Here is a 21,616-nt window from a genome sequence, read left to right on the forward strand (position 1 = left end):
GGTGGCGGTTCCAGGGCTTGAGCCCCTGCCTCGTCAGTGCCGCGAACTCCACCCGTCCCGGCGAAGATCGCGGACATGTGAAGCAGGTCACAAGCCCAACTGCCTCGCATCTTATGCCCGGCGGTCTGTGATCTGCGACACGGGGTATTGCACAAGCTTTGTGATCTCCACCACCTGACGAACGATCATGAAGTCGGATGAGCGGTGATCTTCACACCCGAAGCGTCCGGTCGATCACCAGAGGTGACATTTCCGCTCGTCACCGCAGGTCCGGGGCGGCGTCTCCATATCAAGAGACTTCCTCTGCATGCAAATTGGTGCTGGACGGAGGGCCTTGATAGAGGACAGCGTTCACATTCGGGGGAGCCGGGGGGACGGGTGTGGACGCGTGCACGCGTTCACGAGCGGAGGGAAGCCCGCCGCACGCGCGGGACGCGACCGGCCCGGAGACCGTTCCGTGACCTGCGCCACATCTACCTGTGAGTCAGATAAACCGGGCTTGGCCATCGGCCTCAACCGGTGGTAGGCCGCGGGCAATTCGGACGTATTACTGAAAGGCCATGATCACGGGCTCGGTGGACGGTGTCCGCAATGCCCGTTACGGCGTCAATAAAGAGTGACGCGCGTTGAATTCGGCCGTCGATTGAACAACTGTGGCGCACCACACGTTTCTTGAAGGTATGGAGGAGCCCCTGGTACCGCTTGTACCCATGTCCCACACCGCTCACATACGAAGCCACCGGAAGCCCCGTCGCAACGCGTCGTCGCTCGCGATGCGCGCCGGAGTTGCCGGTGGCGTTCTCAGCACCCTGGCCGTGGCCGGGGCGGCTGGTTCGGCGAACGCTGCCGAGCCCGTCACGCAGACGCTCGAACTGCCGACCCTGACGGCCGACCTGGCCACGCAGGTCGCGCAGTCCGCGGACGCCACCCAGCAGACCGCGGCCAACTACGAGCTCCAGGCGGAGCGCGACGCGGCCGCCGCCAAGGCCGCCAAGCAGGCCAAGGCCGACCTGGCCGACGCCAAGAAGAAGGCGGAGGCCAAGAAGAAGGCCGAGGCCGCACGGAAGGCAGCGGCGGCCGAGGCCGTCTCGCGTTCCTCGGAGCGCACCGTTCTGTCCGCTTCCGCCGGTTCGTCCACCTCGACGAACGTCTCCGCCCCGGCCAGCGGCAGTGTCGCGACCGTCGTCGCTTTCCTGAAGGCTCAGGTCGGTGACGCGTACGTCATGGGCGGCACCGGACCCAACGCGTGGGACTGCTCGGGTCTGGTGCAGGCGGCGTTCAAGCAGGTCGGCGTCGACCTGCCGCGCGTCTCGGAATCCCAGTCGACGTCCGGTACGCCGGTTTCGCTGTCCGACGTCCAGGTCGGCGACATCCTGTACTGGGGCTCGGCCGGCTCGGCGTACCACGTCGGTGTGTACATCGGTGGCGGGCAGTACCTCGACGCGGCCAACCCCTCCAAGGGCGTCGTGATCCAGGACCTCTCGGGCTACCCGGCGACGGGCGCGGTGCGCGTGCTCTGACCCACGGGTGACCTTCGGCGGACCGCTTCCCTCACGGGAGGCGGTCCTTCGGGTTGTCCGGGGGCACTTCGGGCTCTTCACCCCGTTCGGGCACGGCGTCCTCCGTCGCTGCGGGAGAGTGGCTCCGGCGCCGGGGGGTCGGCGGACCGCCGTCGGCCGCGGTGTCCGCGCACCCGAAGGAGACAGCGATGCCCCGTGTGTTCGTCCAGGGAAGTCCCGTCGGCTCGTATCCCCCGCTCACGCCGGAGGCCCGCCGGGGCGCGGTCCGGCGGATCACCGAGGTCGGTGAGGAGGTCCTGCACCGGCCGTGCCGGGACGTGACCGAGTTCGGTCCCGATCTCGCCGCACTCATCGACGACATGTTCCTGACCATGTACGTCGCCGACGGCGCCGGTCTGGCCGCGAACCAGGTCGGTGTCGACCTGCGCCTCTTCGTCTACGACTGCCCGGACGACGCCGGGAACCGGCATGTCGGCCACATCGCCAACCCCGTCCTGGAGCGCCTCGCGCCCTCCGGCCGGCGGCTGCTGGACGAGGGTGAGGGGTGCCTGTCCGTCCCCGGGGCCGTCGTGGACGTGCCACGGCCCGACCGTGCCGTCGTACGCGGCGTCGACAAGGACGGGAACGCTCTGGTCATCGAGGGGACCGGGTACTTCGCGCGGTGCCTCGCACACGAGAGCGACCATGTCGACGGCCGCGTCTACCTGGACCGTCTCGCCCGGCGCGAGCGGAAGGACGCCCTGCGGCAGGTGGCCGAGCGGCGCGACGAGGTACTGGCACGCCGGGCCGCCAAGGAGTCCGAACTGACGGGCAGCCGGGGATGACCGGCGGTCGGGGCTGACGCGGCGAGCGGCGGCCCGTTCGATCGGGCCGCCGCTCGCGGTGTCCGTCCTGTGTGTCAGGTCGGTCGGGACGTCGGGTCAGGCCTTCGGGGCCACCTTCGAGAGGCCGTTGATGATGCGGTCCGCGGCGTCGCCGCCGGTGGGGTCGGTGAGGTTGGCGAGCATCTTCAGCGTGAACTTCATCAGCATCGGGTGGGTCAGGCCGCGCTGGGTGGCGATCTTCATGACCTTCGGGTTGCCGATGAGCTTCACGAAGGCGCGGCCGAGCGTGTAGTAGCCGCCGTAGGTGTCCTTGAGGACGCGCGGGTAGCGCTGGAGGGCGAGTTCGCGCTGGCCCGGGGTGGCGCGCGCGTGGGCCTGCACGATCACGTCCGCGGCGATCTGGCCGGACTCCATGGCGTAGGCGATGCCCTCGCCGTTGAAGGGGTTCACCAGGCCGCCGGCGTCGCCGACCAGCAACAGGCCCTTGGTGTAGTGCGGCTGGCGGTTGAAGGCCATCGGCAGGGCCGCGCCGCGGATCGGGCCGGTCATGTTCTCCGGGGTGTAGCCCCAGTCCTCCGGCATCGAGGCGCACCAGGCCTTCAGGACCTCGCGCCAGTCCAGCTCCTTGAAGGAGTCGGAGGTGTTGAGGACACCGAGACCCACGTTCGACGTGCCGTCGCCCATGCCGAAGATCCAGCCGTAGCCGGGCAGCAGCCGGTCCTCGGCACCCCGGCGGTCCCACAGCTCCAGCCAGGACTCCAGGTAGTCGTCCTCGTGACGCGGCGAGGTGAAGTACGTACGCACCGCGACGCCCATCGGGCGGTCCTCCCGGCGGTGCAGGCCCATCGCGAGGGACAGGCGGGTGGAGTTGCCGTCGGCGGCCACCACCAGCGGGGCGTGGAAGGTCACCTCCCGCTTCTCCTTGGAGTCCGCGTCGCCGAGCTTCGCGTGCACGCCGGTGATGCGGCCGGTGCGGTCGTCGACGATCGGAGCACCGACGTTGCAGCGCTCGTGGAGCCGGGCGCCCGCCTTCTGCGCCTGCCGTGCCAGCTGCTCGTCGAAGTCGTCCCGCTTCCGGACGAGTCCGTAGTCGGGGAAGGAGGCGAGATCCGGCCAGTCCAGCTGGAGCCGGACGCCGCCGCCGATGATGCGCAGCCCCTTGTTGCGGAGCCAGCCGGCCTCCTCGGAGATGTCGATGCCCATCGACACGAGCTGCTTGGTGGCGCGCGGGGTCAGTCCGTCGCCGCAGACCTTCTCGCGCGGGAAGGCGGTCTTCTCCAGGAGCAGGACGTCGAGCCCCGCCTTCGCCAGGTAGTAGGCGGTGGTGGAACCGGCTGGCCCGGCCCCGACGACGATGACGTCGGCGGTGTTTTCGGAGAGGGGTTGGGGCTCGGTCACGGCGGGGTCTCCCCAAGGCTCGAAATCAACGTGCCGACGGGCACTGGACATGGGCAGTCTATGCAGCGGTACCGATCACCACCCGAAGGGCTGCCCCGTGAACCGAGCTCTCCCCGACGTACGACTGCGGGTCCCCACCGACGAGGACGCCCACGCGTGGCACCAGGTCTTCTCCGACCCGGACGTCATGGAGTTCCACGGAGGCCGCCCGGCCGAGCTGTCCGTGTACGAGGAACTCACGGCCCGGCAGCGCCGGCACGACGCTGAGCACGGGTTCTGTCTGTGGACGATGGTCGACGCGGAGGGCGAGGTGCTGGGCTTCACCGGCGCCCAGCCGTGGCCGCACGCGTGGGGGCCGGCCGGGCAGATCGAGATCGGCTGGCGGCTCGGACGGGAGCACTGGGGCAAGGGGTACGTCACGGCGGCGGCGTTGACCACCCTGGAGCGGGTCCGCTCGGCGGGCGTCAAGGACGTGGTCGCGATGGTCAACGCGCGCAACGCCCGTTCCATCGCGGTGACGAGACGGCTCGGCATGGAGCTGGCGGAGCGGTTCACCGTCCCGGCCTCCAAGGCGGAGGGACACCGCTACCGGCTGGCGCTCTGAGGACGGCCCTTCCGGACGGCCGTCGAGAGGCCTTCCCGCGCTCTCCCGCTCCTTCCGGAACGGCACGGGCGGGGCATACCCTGCCGGTACCGCTGGGGGTGACGTCCGTGCACAGGACACCCGGAACACCCGAAGTGCGCGTGCCGCGGCTGGTGGGCCTGATGGCCGTGGACGCGCGGGAGACCGCCGAGGCGCGCGGTGTGCTGCTCGCCGCACCCGACCGGCCCGACTTCCCGTCGACCGTCGTCGACTACGTCGTACGGCAGTTTCCGCAGCCCGGCGCGGAGGTTCCGCGCGGGGCGGTCGTCACCGTGTGGTTCGACCTCGGGGACGCGGAGGGCGGCGCGGGGGTGCGCGAGCCGAGGCCTCCGAGGCCGCCGTCGGGCGGGACGCGGCGCGAACTCGACCGCCCCGGGGAGCCGTTCGAGGTCCTCGGCTAGCGGCACTGCGCCGACCGGGCCGCCCCCGGGAGGCGCCGCCCGGGTCGCTCAGGCCTGCTTGAAGCCGCGGTGGAGGGCCACGATGCCGCCGGAGAGGTTGCGCCACGCCGTCTTCGACCAGCCCGCCTTGCGCAGCCGCTCGGCCAGCTCCGGCTGGGTCGGCCAGGCGCGGATGGACTCGGCGAGATAGACGTACGCCTCGGGGTTCGAGGAGACGGCGCGGGCGACCGGGGGCAGCGCGCGCATGAGGTACTCGGTGTAGACCGTGCGGAACGGCGCCCAGGTGGGGTGCGAGAACTCGCAGATCACGACGCGTCCGCCCGGCTTGGTCACGCGGTACAGCTCGCTGAGGGCGGTGTCGGTGTCCTGGACGTTGCGCAGTCCGAAGGAGATCGTGACGGCGTCGAAGGTGTCGTCCTTGAACGGCAGCTTCGTGGCGTCACCGGCGGTCAGCGGCAGCCAGGGGTGGTTGCGCTTGCCCACCCGCAGCATGCCGAGCGAGAAGTCGCAGGGGACGACGTACGCGCCACTGCGGGCGAAGGGCAGGGACGAGGTCGCCGTGCCCGCCGCCAGGTCCAGGATCTTCTGCGCGGGGCGCGCGTCGACCGCCTTGGCGACCTCCTTGCGCCACACCCGGTCCTGGCCGAGCGACAGCAGGTCGTTCGTCAGGTCGTACCGTTCCGCCACGTCGTCGAACATCGAGGCGACTTCGTGCGGCTGCTTGTCCAGGGATGCGCGGGTCACCGTCCCATTGTGGCAGTACGGGCCGGACGACTCGGCGGCGCCCGGCCGTACGTCCCTCACCCGCACCCCTTCGGGAACGGCGCCCGCGCCACCGGGCCCCCGGCACGAGCGCCCTCGCCGCCGGCCCCGGAGCCCCGGGACGGACCCCGTCACGGCAGCAGCCGCGGCCTCTTCCTCGCCGCCACGTCCTCGACCCAGCCGAACAGGACGATCGCGAGCCAGATCAGGACCCAGCCGACGGCGAACAGGAACCACTGGCTCTCCAGCGGCAGCCACGCCTCGAAGGCGGGTACCTTCCAGAACTGGTCGATCAGGGGGACGGCCAGGATCAGGGCGATCTCGTGCCAGAGATAGATCGTCACCGCGCGCCCGTTGAAGATCGTCACCGCGCGGTCGAGCCGCCGGAACCGTGCCAGCCAAGCGAAGTCGACGCCGCGGGCGGCCTTGACGTACAGGAGCAGGGTCACGAAACCCGCCGACCAGAAGGCCTGGGCGAGGGGGATCTCGTCGAGGTCGTAGGTGCCGTACTCCGCCCGGTGCGCGAAGGCGAACCAGCCGCCGTACGCGAGGGCCGCCAGCGAGGCCACGACCACCGCGGCCGGCCGCAGCCGCCGGAGCACCCCGTCGCGGTGCGCGAAGCCGAGGAGCCAGCAGCAGAGGTACGTCGCCAGGTCCCACAGGGCGCTGCCGAACCGGTTGTCCGGCGCGTCCCGGAGGAAGTTCAGGACCAGGACCGGGGCGAGGGACAGGACGAGCACGGGGACCGGGGCGAGCCGGAAGATCCGCAGCAGCAGCGGGGAGAGCAGGACGAACCACAGGTATGTCCGCAGGTACCAGAGGATCTCCCAGGCCTGCTCGCCCCACGCGTTGCCCGGCGGATCACCGAACGGCACGATCCAGTAGACGATCTCCCAGCCCGGCATCCAGCCGTGGACCAGCATCGCCAGGACCACGAAGACGCCCCAGAACCAGAACGGGGGCAGCAGTCTGCGCAGCCGGCTCCTCACGACCTGGGGCGCGGGCCGCTCCAGCGACTTCGCCATGAGGGTGCCGGCCAGACCGAACATGACCCCCATGGAGGGGAAGACCAGACCCGCCCAGGCCCACCCGAACGTGTGGTAGGCCACGACGCGTACCAGGGCGACCGCGCGCAGGAAGTCGAAGTAGCGGTCCCGTGCGGCCGGCAGGCCCCGCTTCCGGCCGGCGCGATGTCCGCCTCTCGGCCGGGCCTCGGGGGCGGGTTCCGCGGTGGTCACCGCCTGCCGCCGCCGGCTCATCGGCCCGCTCCCGCCGGGGTGCCGACCTCGCCGGTGCGCTTGAGCTTCTGCCAGCGCAGCCGTCCGCCGGTCAGGGCGGTGACGCAGGAGTGGATCAGGACCAGGTACATCATCTGGCGGTAGGCGAGTTGCTGGAGCGGGAGCATCGCGAGGTAGCGGTACTTCTCCCGGTCGAGGCGGAACGCGTAGGCGGCGCAGACGAGTTGGACGGCGAGGACGGCCAGCCAGGCGAGGAGCGCGGCCCGGAAGTCCACGAAAATCATCGAGTAGCCGGTGAACACGTCGATGAGCGGCGCGAAGACCGGCGTGACGATCTGGAAGAGGACGACCAGAGGCATGCCGACGCGGCCGAAGCGCCCCGAAGGCCCCTTGTCCGTCAGGGACTTGCGGTGCTTCCACAGCGCCTGCATGGTGCCGTAGCTCCAGCGGTAGCGCTGCGACCACAGCTGCCTGAGCGAACCGGGCGCCTCCGTCCAGGCCCTGGCGTGCTCCTGGTAGACGACCCGCCAGCCCGCGCGGTGCAGGGCGATCGTGATGTCGGTGTCCTCGGCGAGGGTGTCCTCGCTCATCCCGCCGACGCCGAGGACCGCGTCGCGGCGGAACGCGCCGATCGCACCCGGGATGGTGGGCATGCACCGCAGCAGGTCGTACATCCTGCGGTCGAGGTTGAAGCCCATCACGTACTCGATGTGCTGCCAGGCGCCGATCAGGGTGGTGCGGTTGCCGACCTTGGCGTTGCCCGCGACGGCCCCGATCTCCGGGTCGGCGAAGGGCTGCACGAGCTGGTGCACGGCGTCGGGTTCGAAGACGGTGTCCCCGTCCATCATGACGACGATGTCGTGACGGGCGTTGCGGACGCCGTTGTTGAGCGCGGCCGGCTTGCCCGCGTTCTCCTGCCGGACGACCCGGACGTTGGGCATGCCGAGCGACTCGGCGATCTCGGACGTGTTGTCGTCGGAGCCGTCGTCGACCACGACGATCTCGATCGGATGGGTGCTCTTCGCCAGTGATCTCAGGGTGTTGGCGATGCACTCCTTCTCGTTGTACGCGGGCACGATCACGCTCACCGGCCGGGTGACCGCGGGCCCCCAGCTGAACCTGCCGCCGCCTCTGCCGCCCTTGCCGCGTCCGCGGTTGCGCTGCCGGTGGTGACGGCGGGCGAGGACCAGCATCATCCCGAAACGGCCCATGCCGGCGATGCCGACGACGAGGAGGAACCAGGACAGCGCGGGCACCACCCACTCGGCGACCGCGACGGCGTAGACCAGCGCCCTGCCCTCGTAGAGGGTCGCTCCGGCGGCCTGGTGCTGGGCGGCCTGTGCCGCGCCGGTGCCTCCGATCCCGGCACCGGCACTCGCACCCGCACCCGCACCCGCACCCGCACCCGCCGAGCCGGACTGCCGACCCACGCCGGACCGGTTCCCGTTCAGCATCGCCTGGGCTCCGCTGACGGTGGTGAAGGTGTAGCCCTTCGCCTTCATCTTCTTGATGTACGTGCCGAGCGCGCTGATCGTCTGCGACCGGTCGCCGCCCGCGTCGTGCATCAGGACGATGGCGCCCTTGTTCTTCTTCGGCGTCGCCCATCGGACGATCTTCGAGACGCCCGGCTTCTTCCAGTCGTCGCTGTCGGTGTCCACGAAGACGCTGGTGTAGCCGAGGTCGCCGATCTCCTGGTAGACGGGCCAGCTGTAGTTGTCGACGGCGTCGATCTCCGAGGAGTACGGGGCCCGGAACAGCGTGGTGGTGACACCGGCCGCGCCCGCGAGGGCCAACTGCGTCTGTTTCAGCTCCCGTTGCAGGCGGGCGGCGCTCTGATAGGAGAGGTCGACGTGGGTGAAGGTGTGGATGCCGACCTCGTTGCCCTGCTTCACCAGCGACTTCACCACGCCGGGGTAGCGGGAGATCATCGAGCCGACCATGAAGAAGGTGGCGTCGACGTCGTTCTCCTCCAGCACCTTCAGGACCTGGGGTGTCCAGGTCGCGGTCGGTCCGTCGTCGAAGGTGAGCGCGATCGTCCTGTCCGGCACGGACTGGGTCGTGGCGGTGCCGTGGTCGAAGGTGAGGAGGGGTCCGCCGTCGAGGATCCTGCTGGGGACCTTGTCGTAGGCGGCGCCGTCGCGGACCCGGGCGTCGTTGCCGATCTCGGAGCGCAGGTAGCCGTCGAGCAGCATCACGCTGGTGAGTGCCAGCAGGAGCAGCAGGGCGAGGATGACTCGTGGTTTCTGGAACGCCGCGGCCCGTCCGGCGGCCCGCTCCATCCTGGAGGGGGCGCGCCGACGGCCGCGGGCGGGCGTCGTCGTGGTCATGGAAGTGGGTGCGTGCCCGTCAGTTGGCGCCGGCGGCGGCGGACGCCCCGGCGGTCGAGGTGGGGGCGGACAGGGACGCGGACGCGGCGGAGGCGGTCGCGGAGGCGGCCGGGGGCGCGGCGTCGGTGACGGCTCCGGTCGGGGCCCCGCCGGGAAGGCCGGTCGGCGCGCCGCTGGGGAGCCCGGTCGGGGTGCCGGTGGGAGCCGCGCCGCCCCGGCCCGCTCCGGGTCCCCCGCCGCCCGGGGCGGAGCCGGCCCGGCCGGCGTCGAAGGGGAGCAGGGAGGACGGCGTCAGTGAGGTGCCCCAGCCCATGAAGGCCATGCCGAGCACGGCGGCGTAGCCGAGACACCCGGCGCCGATGACGAGGCCGACTCTGCGCAGCAGGCGGGCACGGCGTCCGGAGGTGTCGACGAACACGGGGCCGTCCACGGCCCCATTGCCGCGTGCGCGGCGCCGGCCGCGCCCCTGGGCACGGTTTTCGATGGCGGACTCGGATTGCATTTCCCCGACGTTAGGACGGCTCCTTGTGGCGGAAACTCTGCTTTCCGTGTGAACGGCCCATGAGAGACAGCCCAAGCTGTATTTTCTCTATGAGACCGAGGCGACATGACGGGAATCCCCCGTCATCAACGCAGCTCAGGAACGCCCGATGCAGGAGAAATGAACCTTTCGTACGCCCGATATAAACCCTTACGCCCTTTCCTCGATCGCCCTCGCCCACCCTCCCCCACGGCAATACCGATGAATGACGTTCATTCGGCAATACGGTCCGGGTGTGACACATTCCCTATCAGGAAACGACCATTTGTTTCCGTCTTGAGCCAGACATCACGAGAGCGGGTGCGTGCGCAATGAGGAATTTCCTGAGGCCGGCCGCGGGGCTCGTCTGCGCGGTCGCCCTGGCCTGCGCGGGGTGCTCCTCGGGTGACTCCGGCACCACGGACGCGGCACCCGCGCGGACTCCCGGGACCGGCTCGTCCGCCTCCGCGGCCTCTCCGGGGGCGAGCACGTCGTACGCGCCCTATGTGAGCGCCACGACGCCCGGGGCGACGGACGCGGCGGGCTCCCCGACGACGTACAACCTGGCCTTCGTGATCGCGGACGGCAGCGCCTGCACGCCGAAGTGGAACGGCACGTACGCCATCGGCGACGCGGCCGTGACCTCCCGGATCGCCGCGCTCAAGAAGTCCGGTGCGCGGGTGCGGGTCTCCTTCGGCGGCGCGTCCGGCAAGGAGCTGGCGTCGACGTGCGACAGCGCGCGCGAACTGGCGGACGCCTACGGCCAGGCGCTCGACCGGGCCGGGTCGTCCCAGGCCGACTTCGACGTGGAGGGCGCCCAACTGGCCGACTCCGCCTCGGTCGCCCTGCGCTCCGAGGCCATCGCGCTCCTCCAGAAGGAACGCGCCGGCCTGAAGGTCTCGTTCACCCTGCCCGTGATGCCCTCCGGCCTCGACGACGACGGCCTCGCGCTCCTGGAGTCCGCCAACGACCACGCCGTGAAGGTCTCCACCGTCAACATCATGACCATGAACTACGGGAGTTCGTACGCGGACGACATGGGCGACTACGCGATCACGTCGGCCGGGGCCGCGCACCGGCAGCTGGAGAAGGTCTTCGGGCTGTCGGCGGCGAGCGCCTGGCAGGGGCTCGCCCTCACGTCGATGATCGGCGTCAACGACGTCGACAACGAGACCTTCGGCCTCGAAGACGCCGCGCAGGTACGGGAGTTCGCCGAGAAGAAGAAGATCGCCTGGGTGTCGATGTGGTCGACGTTCCGCGACCAGCAGTGCGGGGACAGTGCCCACGCCGACGACGCGGCCACCGACTGCAGTGGCGTGCGGCAGAGTTCGGGGGCCTTCGCCGAGGCGTTCGCGGGCTGAGCCGGCGCCACACTGCCGTGATCAGCGGCTGCGGTACACCAGCCGTCCGCCGATCACGGTCGCCACGCAGGTCCCCGCACCACGGCTCACCAGGTCGGCACGGTCCGCGACATCGAACACGGCGAACCGGGCGGGACCGCCCGGCGTCGGTCCGGGCAGCAGGATCAGCGGGGTCGGGGACAGCGCCGCCGGGCCGGCGAGCCGGTCCGGGCGCCGACCGACCGCGAGGCCGGCCCGGCGCACCGCGTCGATGACAGGTCGCGACGTGAGCTCGCCGGCCACCGCCACCGTGCCGTGCGCCAGCAGCCGCTGGACCGCGCGCCGCGCGCTCGCGCCGACGCGCGAGGGATCGGCGCGGAAGATCCGCCGGGCCCGCTCCCCGCCGATGGGCTCGGTGCCGAAGCCCTCGGCCTCGCGCGGGTCCGGGTGGTACATCGCTTGCAGGATCTCCGGGCCGTACGGGTTCAGCAGTCCCGGCGTCAGGATGCCGGGCCAGCGCCGCACCCGGGCGCTCGGGTGGGCGGCGGCCAGTTCCTCGTACGGGCCGACCGCGGCGAGGGTCGCCCCGTCGACCAGGACGGCTGCCTCGGGCGACCGCTCGGCAGCGTGAAGGGTCAGCATCGGGGCGTCAGTTGGAGGCCAGCAGCTTCAACTCGGGGTGGGCCGTGCCACCGTCGATCGCCGTCGAGGAGATGTGGGACATCACGCGCTCGTCGACCGGGTCGTTCGCCGGGTCGTCGTGGACGACGATGTGCTCGTACGTCGTGGTCCGCTGCGCGGGGACGCGGCCCGCCTTGCGGATGAGGTCGATGATCTCCATGCGGTTGGAGCGGTGCTTGGCACCGGCGGAGGAGACGACGTTCTCCTCCAGCATGATCGAGCCGAGGTCGTCGGCGCCGTAGTGCAGGGAGAGCTGGCCGACCTCCTTGCCGGTGGTCAGCCAGGAACCCTGGATGTGCGCCACGTTGTCGAGGAACAGGCGGGCGATCGCGATCATCCGCAGGTACTCGAAGAGCGTCGCCTGCGTGCGGCCCTTCAGGTGGTTGTTCTCGGGCTGGTAGGTGTACGGGATGAAGGCGCGGAAGCCGCCCGTCCGGTCCTGTACGTCACGGATCATCCGCAGGTGCTCGATGCGCTCGGCGTTGGTCTCGCCGGTGCCCATCAGCATGGTGGACGTCGACTCGACGCCCAGCCCGTGCGAGATCTCCATGATCTCCAGCCAGCGCTCGCCGGACTCCTTGAGCGGGGCGATCGCCTTGCGCGGGCGGGCCGGGAGCAGCTCGGCGCCGGCGCCGGCGAACGAGTCGAGGCCGGCCGCGTGGATCCGCTGGATGGCCTCCTCGACGCTCACCTTGGAGATGCGGGCCATGTGCTCGACCTCGGACGCGCCGAGGGAGTGGATGACCAGCTCGGGGTACGCGGCCTTGATCGCGGCGAAGTGCTTCTCGTAGTACTCGACGCCGTAGTCCGGGTGGTGTCCGCCCTGGAACATGATCTGGGTGCCGCCCAGCTCGACGGTCTCCGCGCAGCGGCGCAGGATGTCGTCGAGGTCGCGCGTCCAGCCCTTGGCGGTGTCCTTGGGGGCCGCGTAGAACGCGCAGAACTTGCACGCCGTGACGCACACGTTCGTGTAGTTGATGTTGCGCTCGATGATGTACGTCGCGATGTGCTCCGTACCCGCGTACCTGCGGCGGCGCACGGCGTCCGCGGCCGCGCCGAGGGCGTGCAGCGGGGCGTCGCGGTAGAGGACGAGCGCCTCTTCCGGAGTGATCCGTCCACCCGCGGCGGCACGGTCGAGGACGGCTGTGACAGACGTGAGGTCGGCCTTCTCGGTCACCGGGAGCGTCCCTTTCGTAAGGGTTGTGGACAGACCAAGCCAGCCTACGCCAGCACACCCGGCCGCCCGACGTCAGGCCGCGTACGCCCCGATCAGGAGCCCCACGTAGGCGCCCGCGATCAGGAACGGGCCGAACGGGATCGACGTCTTGCGGCCGGCCCGCCGCGCGATCACCAGGCCCAGCCCGTACAGCCCGCCGAACAGGAACCCGGCGAAGGTCCCGAGGAACACCGTGCTCCAGCCGTACCAGCCGAGGACGGCGCCGAGGCCCAGGGCCAGTTTCACGTCGCCGAAGCCCATGCCGTTCGGGTTGACGAGGAAGAGGACGAAGTAGCCGCCGCCGAGCGCGAGCGCCCCGAACAGCGCCGTCGGCCACTCCCCCGCGTGCTCGGGCAGCGCCGCGGCCACCCCGAGCAGGGCGAGCGCCGCCGCCGCGAACGGCAGGGTCAGCGGGTCGGGCAGCCGCTGCACCCGGAAGTCGACCACGGCGAGCAGCACGCCGAGCGGCGCGAGCAGCAGCCAGACGGCCAGCTCGGGCCTGGTGCCGGTCGCGAGCGCGAGGCCGGCGCACAGGAGGGCGGTGGCGAGGGAGACGAGGAGGGTGGCGGGACCGTAGGGGGCGCCCTGCGAGCGGGCCGGCCCGAGCCAGCCACGTGCCGGGCCGGTGATCGTCCGGCCGTCGGGGCAGCTGTCCCGCCACGGTTCGCCCGGGTCGACCGCGAGGCGGTACGCGGGCCGCGGGACCAGCAGTCCGGCCGCCGCACCCCACAGAGCGGCGGCGACGGCCGCCCAGAGATCGAGATCCACGCGTTCCCCCAGGAAGAGTCGGTACGGCGGCGGACCCACCTGCCCACCTGCCACGCGGACCCGGTGACCGCCGTGCCGGGCCGGGCGGCCGCACGACCGGTGCCGGGTGGTCCGCCCGCGCCCGCCGACCGTACGACGGGGGCCGAGCCGCCCGTGCGACGGGCCCCCGGCTCCCTCGCCGGCCGTCCGAGACGGTACGTCGGTCGCGGGGCCCGGCGGTCTCCGGCGTGCCGCCCGGCCGGGTCCGGTGGCGATCCCGGCGAGGACCGCCCCGCGTGGCGCCGAGGCGGGACCGGATCACCCCACGGCTGCCCCGTCCGTGCGCCACGCGGGAAGCAGTTCGTCGAGGAGTGCCTCGGTGCGGGGCGGCAGGCCTCGCGCGCCGCTGCGGGTGACCAGGTCGGCGGCGAGCCGCTTCAGCCGGTCGGTGTCACCCGTGGCGTGGGTCGCGCGCAGCAGCTCGTTCCACAGGCGCTCGTCGCGCGGCGCCGAGTTCATCGAGGCGTTCAGCGCCTCGATCGCCTTCTCCGCACGGTCCTTCTCCAGGTGGAACGCGGACAGCGCCAGCCCGATGTCCGCGACGAGCAGCGGCAGTTGGGCGTCGATGATCTCGTGCGTGAGCCAGCCGTAGCGGCCCTGCGGACGGTCGGCGAGCAGCGGGCCGCGGACGAGGACGAGCGCGTCGGTGAGCAGCCGCCCGCGTACGACGCGGCTGTCGACCCCCTTGCCCTGCGTGGCCTCGTGGTAGAGGGAGCGCAGTACGTCGAGGTCGGAGACGACGGACTTGGCGAGCGTGAGCCGCCCGGCCTCGTCGGTGCCGAGGCGGGGTGTGCCGTCCGGGTCGGCGCCGAGCCAGCCGCGCAGCCGCTCGACGAGGGCGTCGCGCACGTCCTCGGTCACACCGCGCGGCCACAGCGCGGCGGACAGCACACGGGGGTGCACGCCTTCGCGGTGCAGCAGAAGCAGCGCGAGCGCCTCGTGCAGCAGGGGGCTGCGCTCGCCGTCGGGCGCCTCCAGGCCGATGATCTCGTACGAGCCGACGAGCCGCGCGTAGACGGCGGGCCGTCCCTGTTCGCTGATGTCGACGAGGAACGGCGGGGTGGTCGTCGGCCCGTCGGGGTCGCGCTCCGGGTCGGCCTCCACGAACAGGTCCACGACCGCCCGCTGCTGGGCGACCGGCAGGAGCTGCGCGTCGAGTTCCAGGCCGAGCAGCGGCGCGAGCAGTTTGCCCTCGCCGGTGATCTCCATCTCCCAGGCGGCGCCCGGCAGATCACCGCTCTCGGTGCCGACGAGATAGCCGATGCCCAACCGTCCCGCGTCGGCGGCCAGTTCGGCGAGCGTGACGGCGTCCTCGGCGGAGGGCTCGGTGGCGAGGAGCACGAGGTGCGGGGCCCAACGGGTGTGCTGGGCGGGCCCGGTGCGGCCGGTGAGGACGGAGTCGTGGCCGGCGGCGCCGAGGGCGCCGCGGCGCTGCCGGGTCTCCGCCTCCATGGTCTCGACGAGCGCCTCGACGTCGTCGAGGTGCCGCAGCCGGTTGGGCGCGAGCGGGGTGAGGTCCTCGCCGAAGCCGACGAGCGTGATCGTCATGCGGTCGGACCAGCCGTTGGTGGCCAACTCGGCCGCCACAGAGGCGAACACGCCCGCGCGGTCGGCCGCGCTGCCGCTCAGGGAGACGATGCCGGGCACGGCCTCCAGGTTGAGGAGCAGCCGCGAGTCGTCCATGGTGCCGAGGCTGACGAGGCCCGGGTACGGGGCGGCCGTGTCGACCTCCTCGTACTGCTCGGCGTCCGCGCGGGCCAGCATCCAGAACGTCTGGTCCTGCCCGAGCTGCCACGGCGTGGGCGGCTTGCCCGCGGGCTGGGCGAGCTGGAGGTGCAGGTCGCCGTTGCCGCCGAGCCAGGCCGCGTAGACGGTGGGCAGCGGGCGGGACTCGGCGGCGAGGGCCGTCGCGAGTCCGCGCAGCGAGAGGTCGAGGAGGCGAACGCCCTCGGGGTCGGCGCCGACGAGCAGCGCGTCCTGCGCGTCCGCGGCGGAACCGGTGGGGACCGGCGGCTCCATGCCGCGCCGCCCGCCGACCGCGCCGAGGGCGGACTGCCACAGGGCCTGGCGACGGCGCCGTCCGAGCGCGCCGAGCAGGCCGGCGGCGAGCAGCGGCGCGCCGACGAGTGCCTCCGGCAGGCCGAAGGTGAACCCGCTGTCCTCGGACCCCTGCGAGGCCTGCGCGGCTTCGGCGGCGGCCGGTTCGTGCCGCTCCCGGCCGCCGGCCTCCTGCTCGCCGGCGGGCCGCTGCCGCGGTACGTGGATGTGCGCGGTGTCGCGGTCGCCCTGCTCGTTCTGCCGGCCGGCGGCGCCGCCCCGCTGCTGGTCGCCCGTCTTGGCGTAGTCGTGGATCTGCTGCTGGACCTGCTGGGAGACCTCGGGCGCCGCGTCGGGCATCTCGACGAGCTCGCCGCCGTGGGCGTCGCCGGGCATCTCCAGGATCCAGCCGGGCCGGATCAGGCTGGCCTCGGACAGCTTCGAACCGTCCGGCTGCGTACGGTCCTTGTTGAGCTGGTAGATCTCCTTGTACCGGCGGCCGTCGCCGAGGTGGCGCTGCGCGACCTCCCAGAGGGAGTCGTGGTGCCGGCCCTCGGGAGGCTGGATCCGGTAGTACTTCGTGGCGCCGTGCTCGGTGGCACCGGCACCGTCGGCATGGGCCGCCGCGTCGGCCGCGTCGGCTGCCTGCTCGGCGAGGGCGGCGGCACTGGAGGCGGCCTGCTCCTGCTGCTGCGCGAACAGTCCCGGGGTCTGCTGCGCGGCGGCCACGGAACCGTGCTGGTTGCCCTCCAGGCTCTGGCCGAGCTGCGAGAGGCCGGGGGTGAAGCTGGCGGCGGCCGCGCCGACGAGGAGCAGGGCCGCGACGAGCTGGCGGGCCAGCAACTGGCTGGGGCCCGCGCCCGGCACCCGGCCCGGCATCCCGACGCCCGACAGCGCGGCCTTCACCTCGACGAGCACGCAGGCGGTGAACTGCGCCCACGCGAACCACACGATGACCGTCAGCGCGTTGATGAACGTACTGACGGAGATCTCACGCTGGAGCCAGTCCATCCGGGGCGCTCCGTGCGGCAGCGGCCACCCCACGCTGACGGCGAGCGCTCCGGGCACGCCGACCAGCAGCACCAGCAGGGCGACGAACGCCCCGAGCGCCTTCACGAAGTCCCCGAACGTCCTGCGACGCCGGGGCAGGGGCTGCGGCGTCCGATTCCTCGGACTCGGCGAGGTGCCCGTCGAGCTGGAAGTGGTGCGTCGCGCCATGGCGGGTGTCCCGGGGTCGTGTGAGGAGGCAGTGAGGTCGGGGGGTGGACCGAGCCTACTGAGATCTTAAGGAGGGTGTCGAAGGCCGCCCAGGGGGCCGCACAAAGGAACCGCCCGATACACCACGACCCGCCCGCTAAGCCCGAGTTGCACCCCTCACCTGCCCCCGCCCGGCACGGGACCTTCACACGCTCCCCACTGGCACGGATGGCGACCCGAGCCGGTGATCACTTCGGTGTGACGGGGCGGATCCGCCGGGCGGGCACAGCGGGTGGCTCGAAAGCCCTGTCGGCCCGACTCCCTCAGTCAGCATCTGCCGATCACGTAATCTGAGCGCCCGACCGGGCCCGCCTGCGCGCGCGTTGAGAGAGGCATTCCATGGCCTTGAGGCATCACGTGACCGCGCGGCAGACGCGTCTGGCGGTCGAGTTGCGGAGGTTGCGCGAGGCGGCGGGTCTCACCTCGCGGGAGGCGGCCATCCTGCTCGGGGCGAACCCCGCGCAGATCAGCCAGATCGAGGCGGGCCTCGCCGGGGTGAGCGAGAAGCGGCTCCGCCGGCTCACGGCCCAGTACGCGTGCACGGACGAGGCGTTCGCCGACGCCCTGGCCGCCCTGGCGACCGAGCGGATCCGGGGCTGGTGGGAGCAGTACCGCGGGCTGCTGCCCACGCCGTTCCTCGACCTCGCCGAACTGGAGCACCACGCCACCTTCCTCCGCGAGGTGCAGTTCCTGTATGTCCCCGGCCCGCTCCAGACGGAGGACTACGCGCGGGCGGTCTTCGCCTACCGGGTGCCGGAACTCTCGGACGAGGACGTCGAGTTGCGCGTCCGCCACCGTATGCACCGCCGGGTGATCCTCGAAGGGCCGGCCCCGACGCCCTACGACGGCGTGGTCCACGAGGCCGCGCTGCGCATCATGGTGGGCGACCGCGCCACCTCCCGGGCCCAGTTGACCCATCTCCTCGACCTGTCCGAAGCGCATCACGTCACCCTGAGCGTGATCCCCTTCGACCTGGAGGGCTTCGCCGGCGCCACCAGTGCCATGACGTACGCCGGGGGCCGCGTCCCGAAGCTCGACACCGTCGTGCGCGACGCACCCCAGGGCGCCGCCTTCATCGACTCGGAAGCCCAACTCGACGCCTATCGAACGCTCTTCCGTAAAGTGGAGGCTGTTTCGCTGGGCGCCAAGCGGTCCCGCGACTTCATCCACAGGTTGGCGAAGGAGCTGTGAGGCACCGATGAACACCCCCCACAACTGGCGCAAGTCGTCCTTCTCCGGCCCGGGCGACGGCGACTCCTGTGTCGAACTCGCCTCCACACCCAGCACCCTCCACCTCCGCGAGTCCGACGACCCCACCACGATCCTCACCACGACCCCGGCCCCCATCGGCCACCTCCTGGACGCGATACGCACCGGATCGGTGACGGCGCCGGGCGCGTAACAACCCCTCTACGAAGCCGCCGTCGGCGTTCCGGCGAAAACGATCAGCGCGATACGTTCCTGCGTACGTGCCGTTGCGGAAGTTGCAGATGCCACGGGGGAACACGTGACGAACAGGCCGGCGGACTGGCACATACTCGACCTGGACCGGGACCCGACACCGGGCGACCCGCAGCGGGTGCGCAGCCTCGCCGGCTCCCTGCACGACTTCGCCGACGACGTGGCGCACATCCTCCGGGACATCAAGGGCCTGGCGAACGAGGACGCGGTCCTGAAGTGGGCCGGGAAGACGGCGGACTCCTTCGCGTCGGAGTTCGAGGACGTCCCCGGCAAGCTGAAGAAGCTCAAGAAGTCCTACACGCTCGCGGGCGACGCGCTGACGTCGTACTGGCCCGACCTGGACGACGCACAGGAGAAGGCGGACAAGGCGCTGCGCGACGGCCGCAAGGCCCGGGACGAGCTCGCCACCGCCCGGCAGGCCCTGACCGGTGCCGACGACTGGGTACGGACGGCCACGGCGAAGGCCGACTCGTACGACCCGGACAAGAACCGGGGCAAGGACGTTCCGCCACCGGACGAGGCCGACGTCCGCCGTGCCACCCGCAACGCCCAGCACGCCAAGGAGCAGCAGACCGCGGCCCGGAAGGACGTCGACGACGCCCAGGGCCTGCTGGACGCGGCGAAGAAGCTCGCCGCCCACGCCAAGGGACTGCGCGAGGACGCCGCCCGGCGCACGGTGAAGAAGCTCCACGACGCCTCCGACGCCGGCATCCACAACCGGCACTGGTGGGAGGAGCCCCTCGACTGGGTCTCCGACCACTGGGACGAGATCGTCACGGTGTGCAAGTGGGTCGTGACGATCGTCGGCATCATCGTGATGATCGTGGGCGGCCCGCTCGGCTGGCTCGTCTTCGCGGCAGCGCTCATCGTCTTGGCCGACACGGTGAGAAAGATGCTCAACGGCCAGGCCGGCTGGGGCGATCTCATCTTCGCGGTCCTCGACTGCATCCCGGCGACCAAGGGTTTCACCAGCCTCGCCAAGATGGGAAAGCTCTGGAAGGCGGGTGGGTTGCGCGCACTGGGCGGCGGCGCGCTGAAGGGAATCGGGGGCGGCCTGAAAGGCCTGGCGAACAGCGCCCGAAATCTCGGCGGCTCCGCGCGCAATGTGTTCCGTGGATTCGATGGGTCCTGGCTCGGCAGGGTATCGGCGCGTGGATCCGGAAATCCTCTGCCGTCACCCGCGGAAATAAAGGACGCGCTTCGCAACCTCAATCCCCAGCTCTCCAAGAAGAGCTACACCTCCGAACAGGGCCACTACTACGCGACGCGTGTATTCCAGGGCGGCAGGACCGATGAGACGGTTCTCGCGGGCCACGGATTCCTCGAGGACGGCGCGGGCAGCTTCACCGTCCCGGAAGGGAGCAGCCTCTCCTTCTACGTGGATCACGGCGAGCGATTGCCGGGCCTGGACGGCCTGGCCGTGGAAGCAGGCGTATATCCCGGCAGCGCCCTCCACACGGCACATCCGGGCGACGTCATACCCAACTACACTCTCGCGGCGCCGGCACCGTCGATGGCAGGCAACTTCAGCGTCTTCGAGAATTCCACAACTGTCGCGGAACGGACGCGAATTGCCGACCTGCTGCAACCCGGTATGGGGAATGTACACTGGGCGGCATGTCGTGAAATCCTCTGAGAGAGAGACGCTCGATGGAGTACACCCACAGCGAAGGCCCTTGGGTCGAGACCGCCGTGAAGCTGGTCATTCGCAAATCGGACTTGGATGCCGATCTCGTCTCCAGGTCGATCCCCTTGGATCCGACGACTGTCCAACTTCCGGGAATCGACCCCCTGAATCCGGGTTCGATTCGGGACGGCCTGTGGATCGTCCAGGTTCACGGCAGAATGCCGGGCGGAGTCAGCGACCAGCTCGGCACCTTGTTGAGCAAGGTGGAACCCCACGCGCACGTACTCTCTCAACTGGCCTCTCAGGGGTACGAGATCCATATCGACATCTCTGGATTCGTCGGCCGTGGAGCCACTTTCACGTTGCCCGCCGATGTCGTCCGGAGATCCGCGGCTCTCGGCCTGCCCGTGACCATCTCGACCAGCGTCAGCGATCGGTGAGACCTCCCATGGAACTGTTCGCCACCTGGGGCGCACCCCAGGCCGCCCTGCTCATCACAGGTCGAGACCTGGTCCCCGGAGAGATCACGCAAGAGCTGGGCCTCACACCGGCCTTCTCCCGAGAAGCGACGGCCGGTGCCGCGTTCCGGCCCGGAGAGAGCTGTTGGGCCGTCCTGGTCACCGGTGAAGCCGATCAGGGCTTCGACACCCCCATCGAGAAACTCGTCGAGCTGATCTCACCTGCCCTCGAGGCGATTCGAGGAGTTCAGCGGCGCGGACACGACGTCCGGCTCGACCTCAGCGGTCATGTGCGGCGAGGGTCTCGGACCTACCTCTCCCCCCGTGCGTTGAGCAGTCTCGCCCAGCTCGAACTGCCGGTTTCCCTGACGACGGACGCCGATCCGCCCACACGTTCCGAGGACCTCCTGGACTGGCTGCCCGCCCCCGACGGCTCGCACCGAGCCACGTGAAAGGACTCATCGCATGACCGCCACAGCCGCCGCCCTGCCGGTCGGCGTCTCTCTGTCCGTTCCGGAGTCATGGTGGGAGTTCGACATCCGTCCCGAAGGCAGGGACGCCACCGTTCGGGCGCTCGTGGACGACCGGGTGCGTGAGCTCCCGGAGCTCGCTCCCTACCGGTCGGACCTGGCCACCATGCTCCGCAGGATGGCCAAGGACGCGCACGACTCCGGGGCCGTGTACATGGGCTGCATGGCCGAGAACCTCGACGGCGTCCCCCTCTCGGCGACGATCACCGTGTCCGTCGTGGGGGCCAAGGACAAGCAGGGTGCGGCGCTGTCCACCGACCCCCGGGCCATCGCGGACAGCCTCCGCACCATCACGCCTCGACGCGAAGGCGACGTCTGGCGCACGGTGACCACGGTCGAGATCCCCGAAATCGGCCTCGCGGCAAGGACGTTCGGCGTCGAGGACGTACCCGTCGCGCAGGGCGACACCCGTACCCTTCGTATGGTGCTGACCCAGACCTACATCCCCGTCCCGGGAACCACCGACCAGGTCGTTCTCGTCTCCGGTGCGAGCCCCGTGCTGGACCTGGCCGAGGCGTTCCACGACATTTTCGACGCGGTGACCAGCACCTTCCGCTTCGTCTGACCGA

The 21,616-nt window shown here is 71.0% G+C and carries 20 protein-coding genes; 11 read left to right on the forward strand and 9 right to left on the reverse strand.

The window, feature by feature from the left end; all coding sequences use genetic code 11:
* Positions 1-680: 680 nt before the first annotated feature.
* Both OG406_RS17785 and def read left to right on the forward strand, forming a co-directional pair.
* Positions 681-1,520 (forward strand): C40 family peptidase, encoded by an 840-nt coding sequence (locus OG406_RS17785; RefSeq protein WP_081218785.1) that lies wholly within the window; start codon positions 681-683, stop codon positions 1,518-1,520.
* Between the two features lie 188 nt (positions 1,521-1,708).
* Entirely contained in the window at positions 1,709-2,344 is a 636-nt protein-coding gene (def, locus tag OG406_RS17790) for a peptide deformylase (RefSeq protein WP_266615684.1), read from the forward strand.
* A gap of 96 nt (positions 2,345-2,440) precedes the next feature.
* Here def and OG406_RS17795 read toward each other — a convergent pair whose 3' ends face one another.
* Positions 2,441-3,742, reverse strand: coding sequence for a geranylgeranyl reductase family protein (locus OG406_RS17795; RefSeq protein WP_164369606.1), 1,302 nt, complete (start codon positions 3,740-3,742; stop codon positions 2,441-2,443).
* A 97-nt stretch (positions 3,743-3,839) separates the two neighbouring features.
* Between OG406_RS17795 and OG406_RS17800 the strand changes: the two genes are divergently transcribed.
* Both OG406_RS17800 and OG406_RS17805 read left to right on the forward strand, forming a co-directional pair.
* Entirely contained in the window at positions 3,840-4,346 is a 507-nt protein-coding gene (locus OG406_RS17800) for a GNAT family N-acetyltransferase (protein WP_266615681.1), read from the forward strand.
* Between the two features lie 107 nt (positions 4,347-4,453).
* Positions 4,454-4,786 carry a PASTA domain-containing protein gene (locus OG406_RS17805; RefSeq protein WP_329186611.1) on the forward strand — a complete coding sequence of 111 codons (333 nt, stop codon included), beginning with the start codon at positions 4,454-4,456 and terminating at the stop codon, positions 4,784-4,786.
* A 48-nt stretch (positions 4,787-4,834) separates the two neighbouring features.
* Here OG406_RS17805 and OG406_RS17810 read toward each other — a convergent pair whose 3' ends face one another.
* From OG406_RS17810 to OG406_RS17825, 4 genes are all read right to left on the reverse strand, one after another.
* The gene (locus tag OG406_RS17810; RefSeq protein WP_164369603.1) at positions 4,835-5,530 is read right to left on the reverse strand and encodes a demethylmenaquinone methyltransferase; all 696 of its coding nucleotides are present in this window, start codon (positions 5,528-5,530) and stop codon (positions 4,835-4,837) included.
* Between the two features lie 149 nt (positions 5,531-5,679).
* Positions 5,680-6,807, reverse strand: coding sequence for an acyltransferase family protein (locus OG406_RS17815; RefSeq protein ID WP_329186613.1), 1,128 nt, complete (start codon positions 6,805-6,807; stop codon positions 5,680-5,682).
* Positions 6,804-9,113 (reverse strand): bifunctional polysaccharide deacetylase/glycosyltransferase family 2 protein, encoded by a 2,310-nt coding sequence (locus OG406_RS17820; RefSeq protein WP_329186615.1) that lies wholly within the window; start codon positions 9,111-9,113, stop codon positions 6,804-6,806. The genes OG406_RS17815 and OG406_RS17820 overlap by 4 nt, the downstream gene beginning before the upstream one ends.
* A 19-nt stretch (positions 9,114-9,132) precedes the next feature.
* On the reverse strand, positions 9,133-9,615 hold the full coding sequence (locus OG406_RS17825; protein ID WP_329186617.1) for a hypothetical protein: 483 nt from the start codon (positions 9,613-9,615) through the stop codon (positions 9,133-9,135).
* A gap of 350 nt (positions 9,616-9,965) precedes the next feature.
* On the opposite strand from OG406_RS17825, the gene OG406_RS17830 reads away from it, so the two are divergent.
* A complete protein-coding gene (locus tag OG406_RS17830; RefSeq protein ID WP_329186618.1) occupies positions 9,966-10,994 on the forward strand; it encodes a chitinase in 1,029 nt (342 codons plus the stop codon).
* 21 nt (positions 10,995-11,015) lie between these two features.
* Here the strand turns inward: OG406_RS17830 and OG406_RS17835 are convergent, their stop codons facing one another.
* From OG406_RS17835 to OG406_RS17850, 4 genes are all read right to left on the reverse strand, one after another.
* Positions 11,016-11,615 (reverse strand): imidazolonepropionase-like domain-containing protein, encoded by a 600-nt coding sequence (locus OG406_RS17835; RefSeq protein ID WP_267051552.1) that lies wholly within the window; start codon positions 11,613-11,615, stop codon positions 11,016-11,018.
* A 7-nt stretch (positions 11,616-11,622) separates the two neighbouring features.
* A complete protein-coding gene (gene mqnC, locus OG406_RS17840) occupies positions 11,623-12,831 on the reverse strand; it encodes a cyclic dehypoxanthinyl futalosine synthase (RefSeq protein WP_081218775.1) in 1,209 nt (402 codons plus the stop codon).
* A gap of 72 nt (positions 12,832-12,903) precedes the next feature.
* A complete protein-coding gene (locus OG406_RS17845) occupies positions 12,904-13,638 on the reverse strand; it encodes an A24 family peptidase (RefSeq protein WP_329186623.1) in 735 nt (244 codons plus the stop codon).
* Positions 13,639-13,935: 297 nt separating this feature from the next.
* On the reverse strand, positions 13,936-16,932 hold the full coding sequence (locus OG406_RS17850) for a BTAD domain-containing putative transcriptional regulator (RefSeq protein ID WP_329186624.1): 2,997 nt from the start codon (positions 16,930-16,932) through the stop codon (positions 13,936-13,938).
* Between the two features lie 378 nt (positions 16,933-17,310).
* On the opposite strand from OG406_RS17850, the gene OG406_RS17855 reads away from it, so the two are divergent.
* The 6 genes from OG406_RS17855 (at position 17,311) to OG406_RS17880 (ending at position 21,612) form a co-directional block, all read left to right on the forward strand.
* Positions 17,311-18,162, forward strand: a complete 852-nt coding sequence (locus tag OG406_RS17855; RefSeq protein WP_329186626.1) for a helix-turn-helix domain-containing protein — start codon at positions 17,311-17,313, stop codon at positions 18,160-18,162.
* Between the two features lie 7 nt (positions 18,163-18,169).
* Positions 18,170-18,373 (forward strand): DUF397 domain-containing protein, encoded by a 204-nt coding sequence (locus OG406_RS17860; RefSeq protein ID WP_164369593.1) that lies wholly within the window; start codon positions 18,170-18,172, stop codon positions 18,371-18,373.
* Between the two features lie 105 nt (positions 18,374-18,478).
* Positions 18,479-20,068 (forward strand): putative adhesin, encoded by a 1,590-nt coding sequence (locus tag OG406_RS17865; protein WP_443067085.1) that lies wholly within the window; start codon positions 18,479-18,481, stop codon positions 20,066-20,068.
* 14 nt (positions 20,069-20,082) lie between these two features.
* Positions 20,083-20,499: a DUF4279 domain-containing protein gene (locus OG406_RS17870; protein WP_164369592.1), complete on the forward strand. Its 417-nt coding sequence runs from the start codon at positions 20,083-20,085 to the stop codon at positions 20,497-20,499.
* Positions 20,500-20,507: 8 nt separating this feature from the next.
* On the forward strand, positions 20,508-20,969 hold the full coding sequence (locus OG406_RS17875; RefSeq protein WP_267051550.1) for a DUF4279 domain-containing protein: 462 nt from the start codon (positions 20,508-20,510) through the stop codon (positions 20,967-20,969).
* Positions 20,970-20,982: 13 nt separating this feature from the next.
* The gene (locus OG406_RS17880) at positions 20,983-21,612 is read left to right on the forward strand and encodes a hypothetical protein (RefSeq protein ID WP_329186628.1); all 630 of its coding nucleotides are present in this window, start codon (positions 20,983-20,985) and stop codon (positions 21,610-21,612) included.
* Positions 21,613-21,616 lie beyond the last annotated feature (4 nt).

The organism is Streptomyces sp. NBC_01428, assembly GCF_036231965.1.
GTDB lineage: Bacteria > Actinomycetota > Actinomycetes > Streptomycetales > Streptomycetaceae > Streptomyces.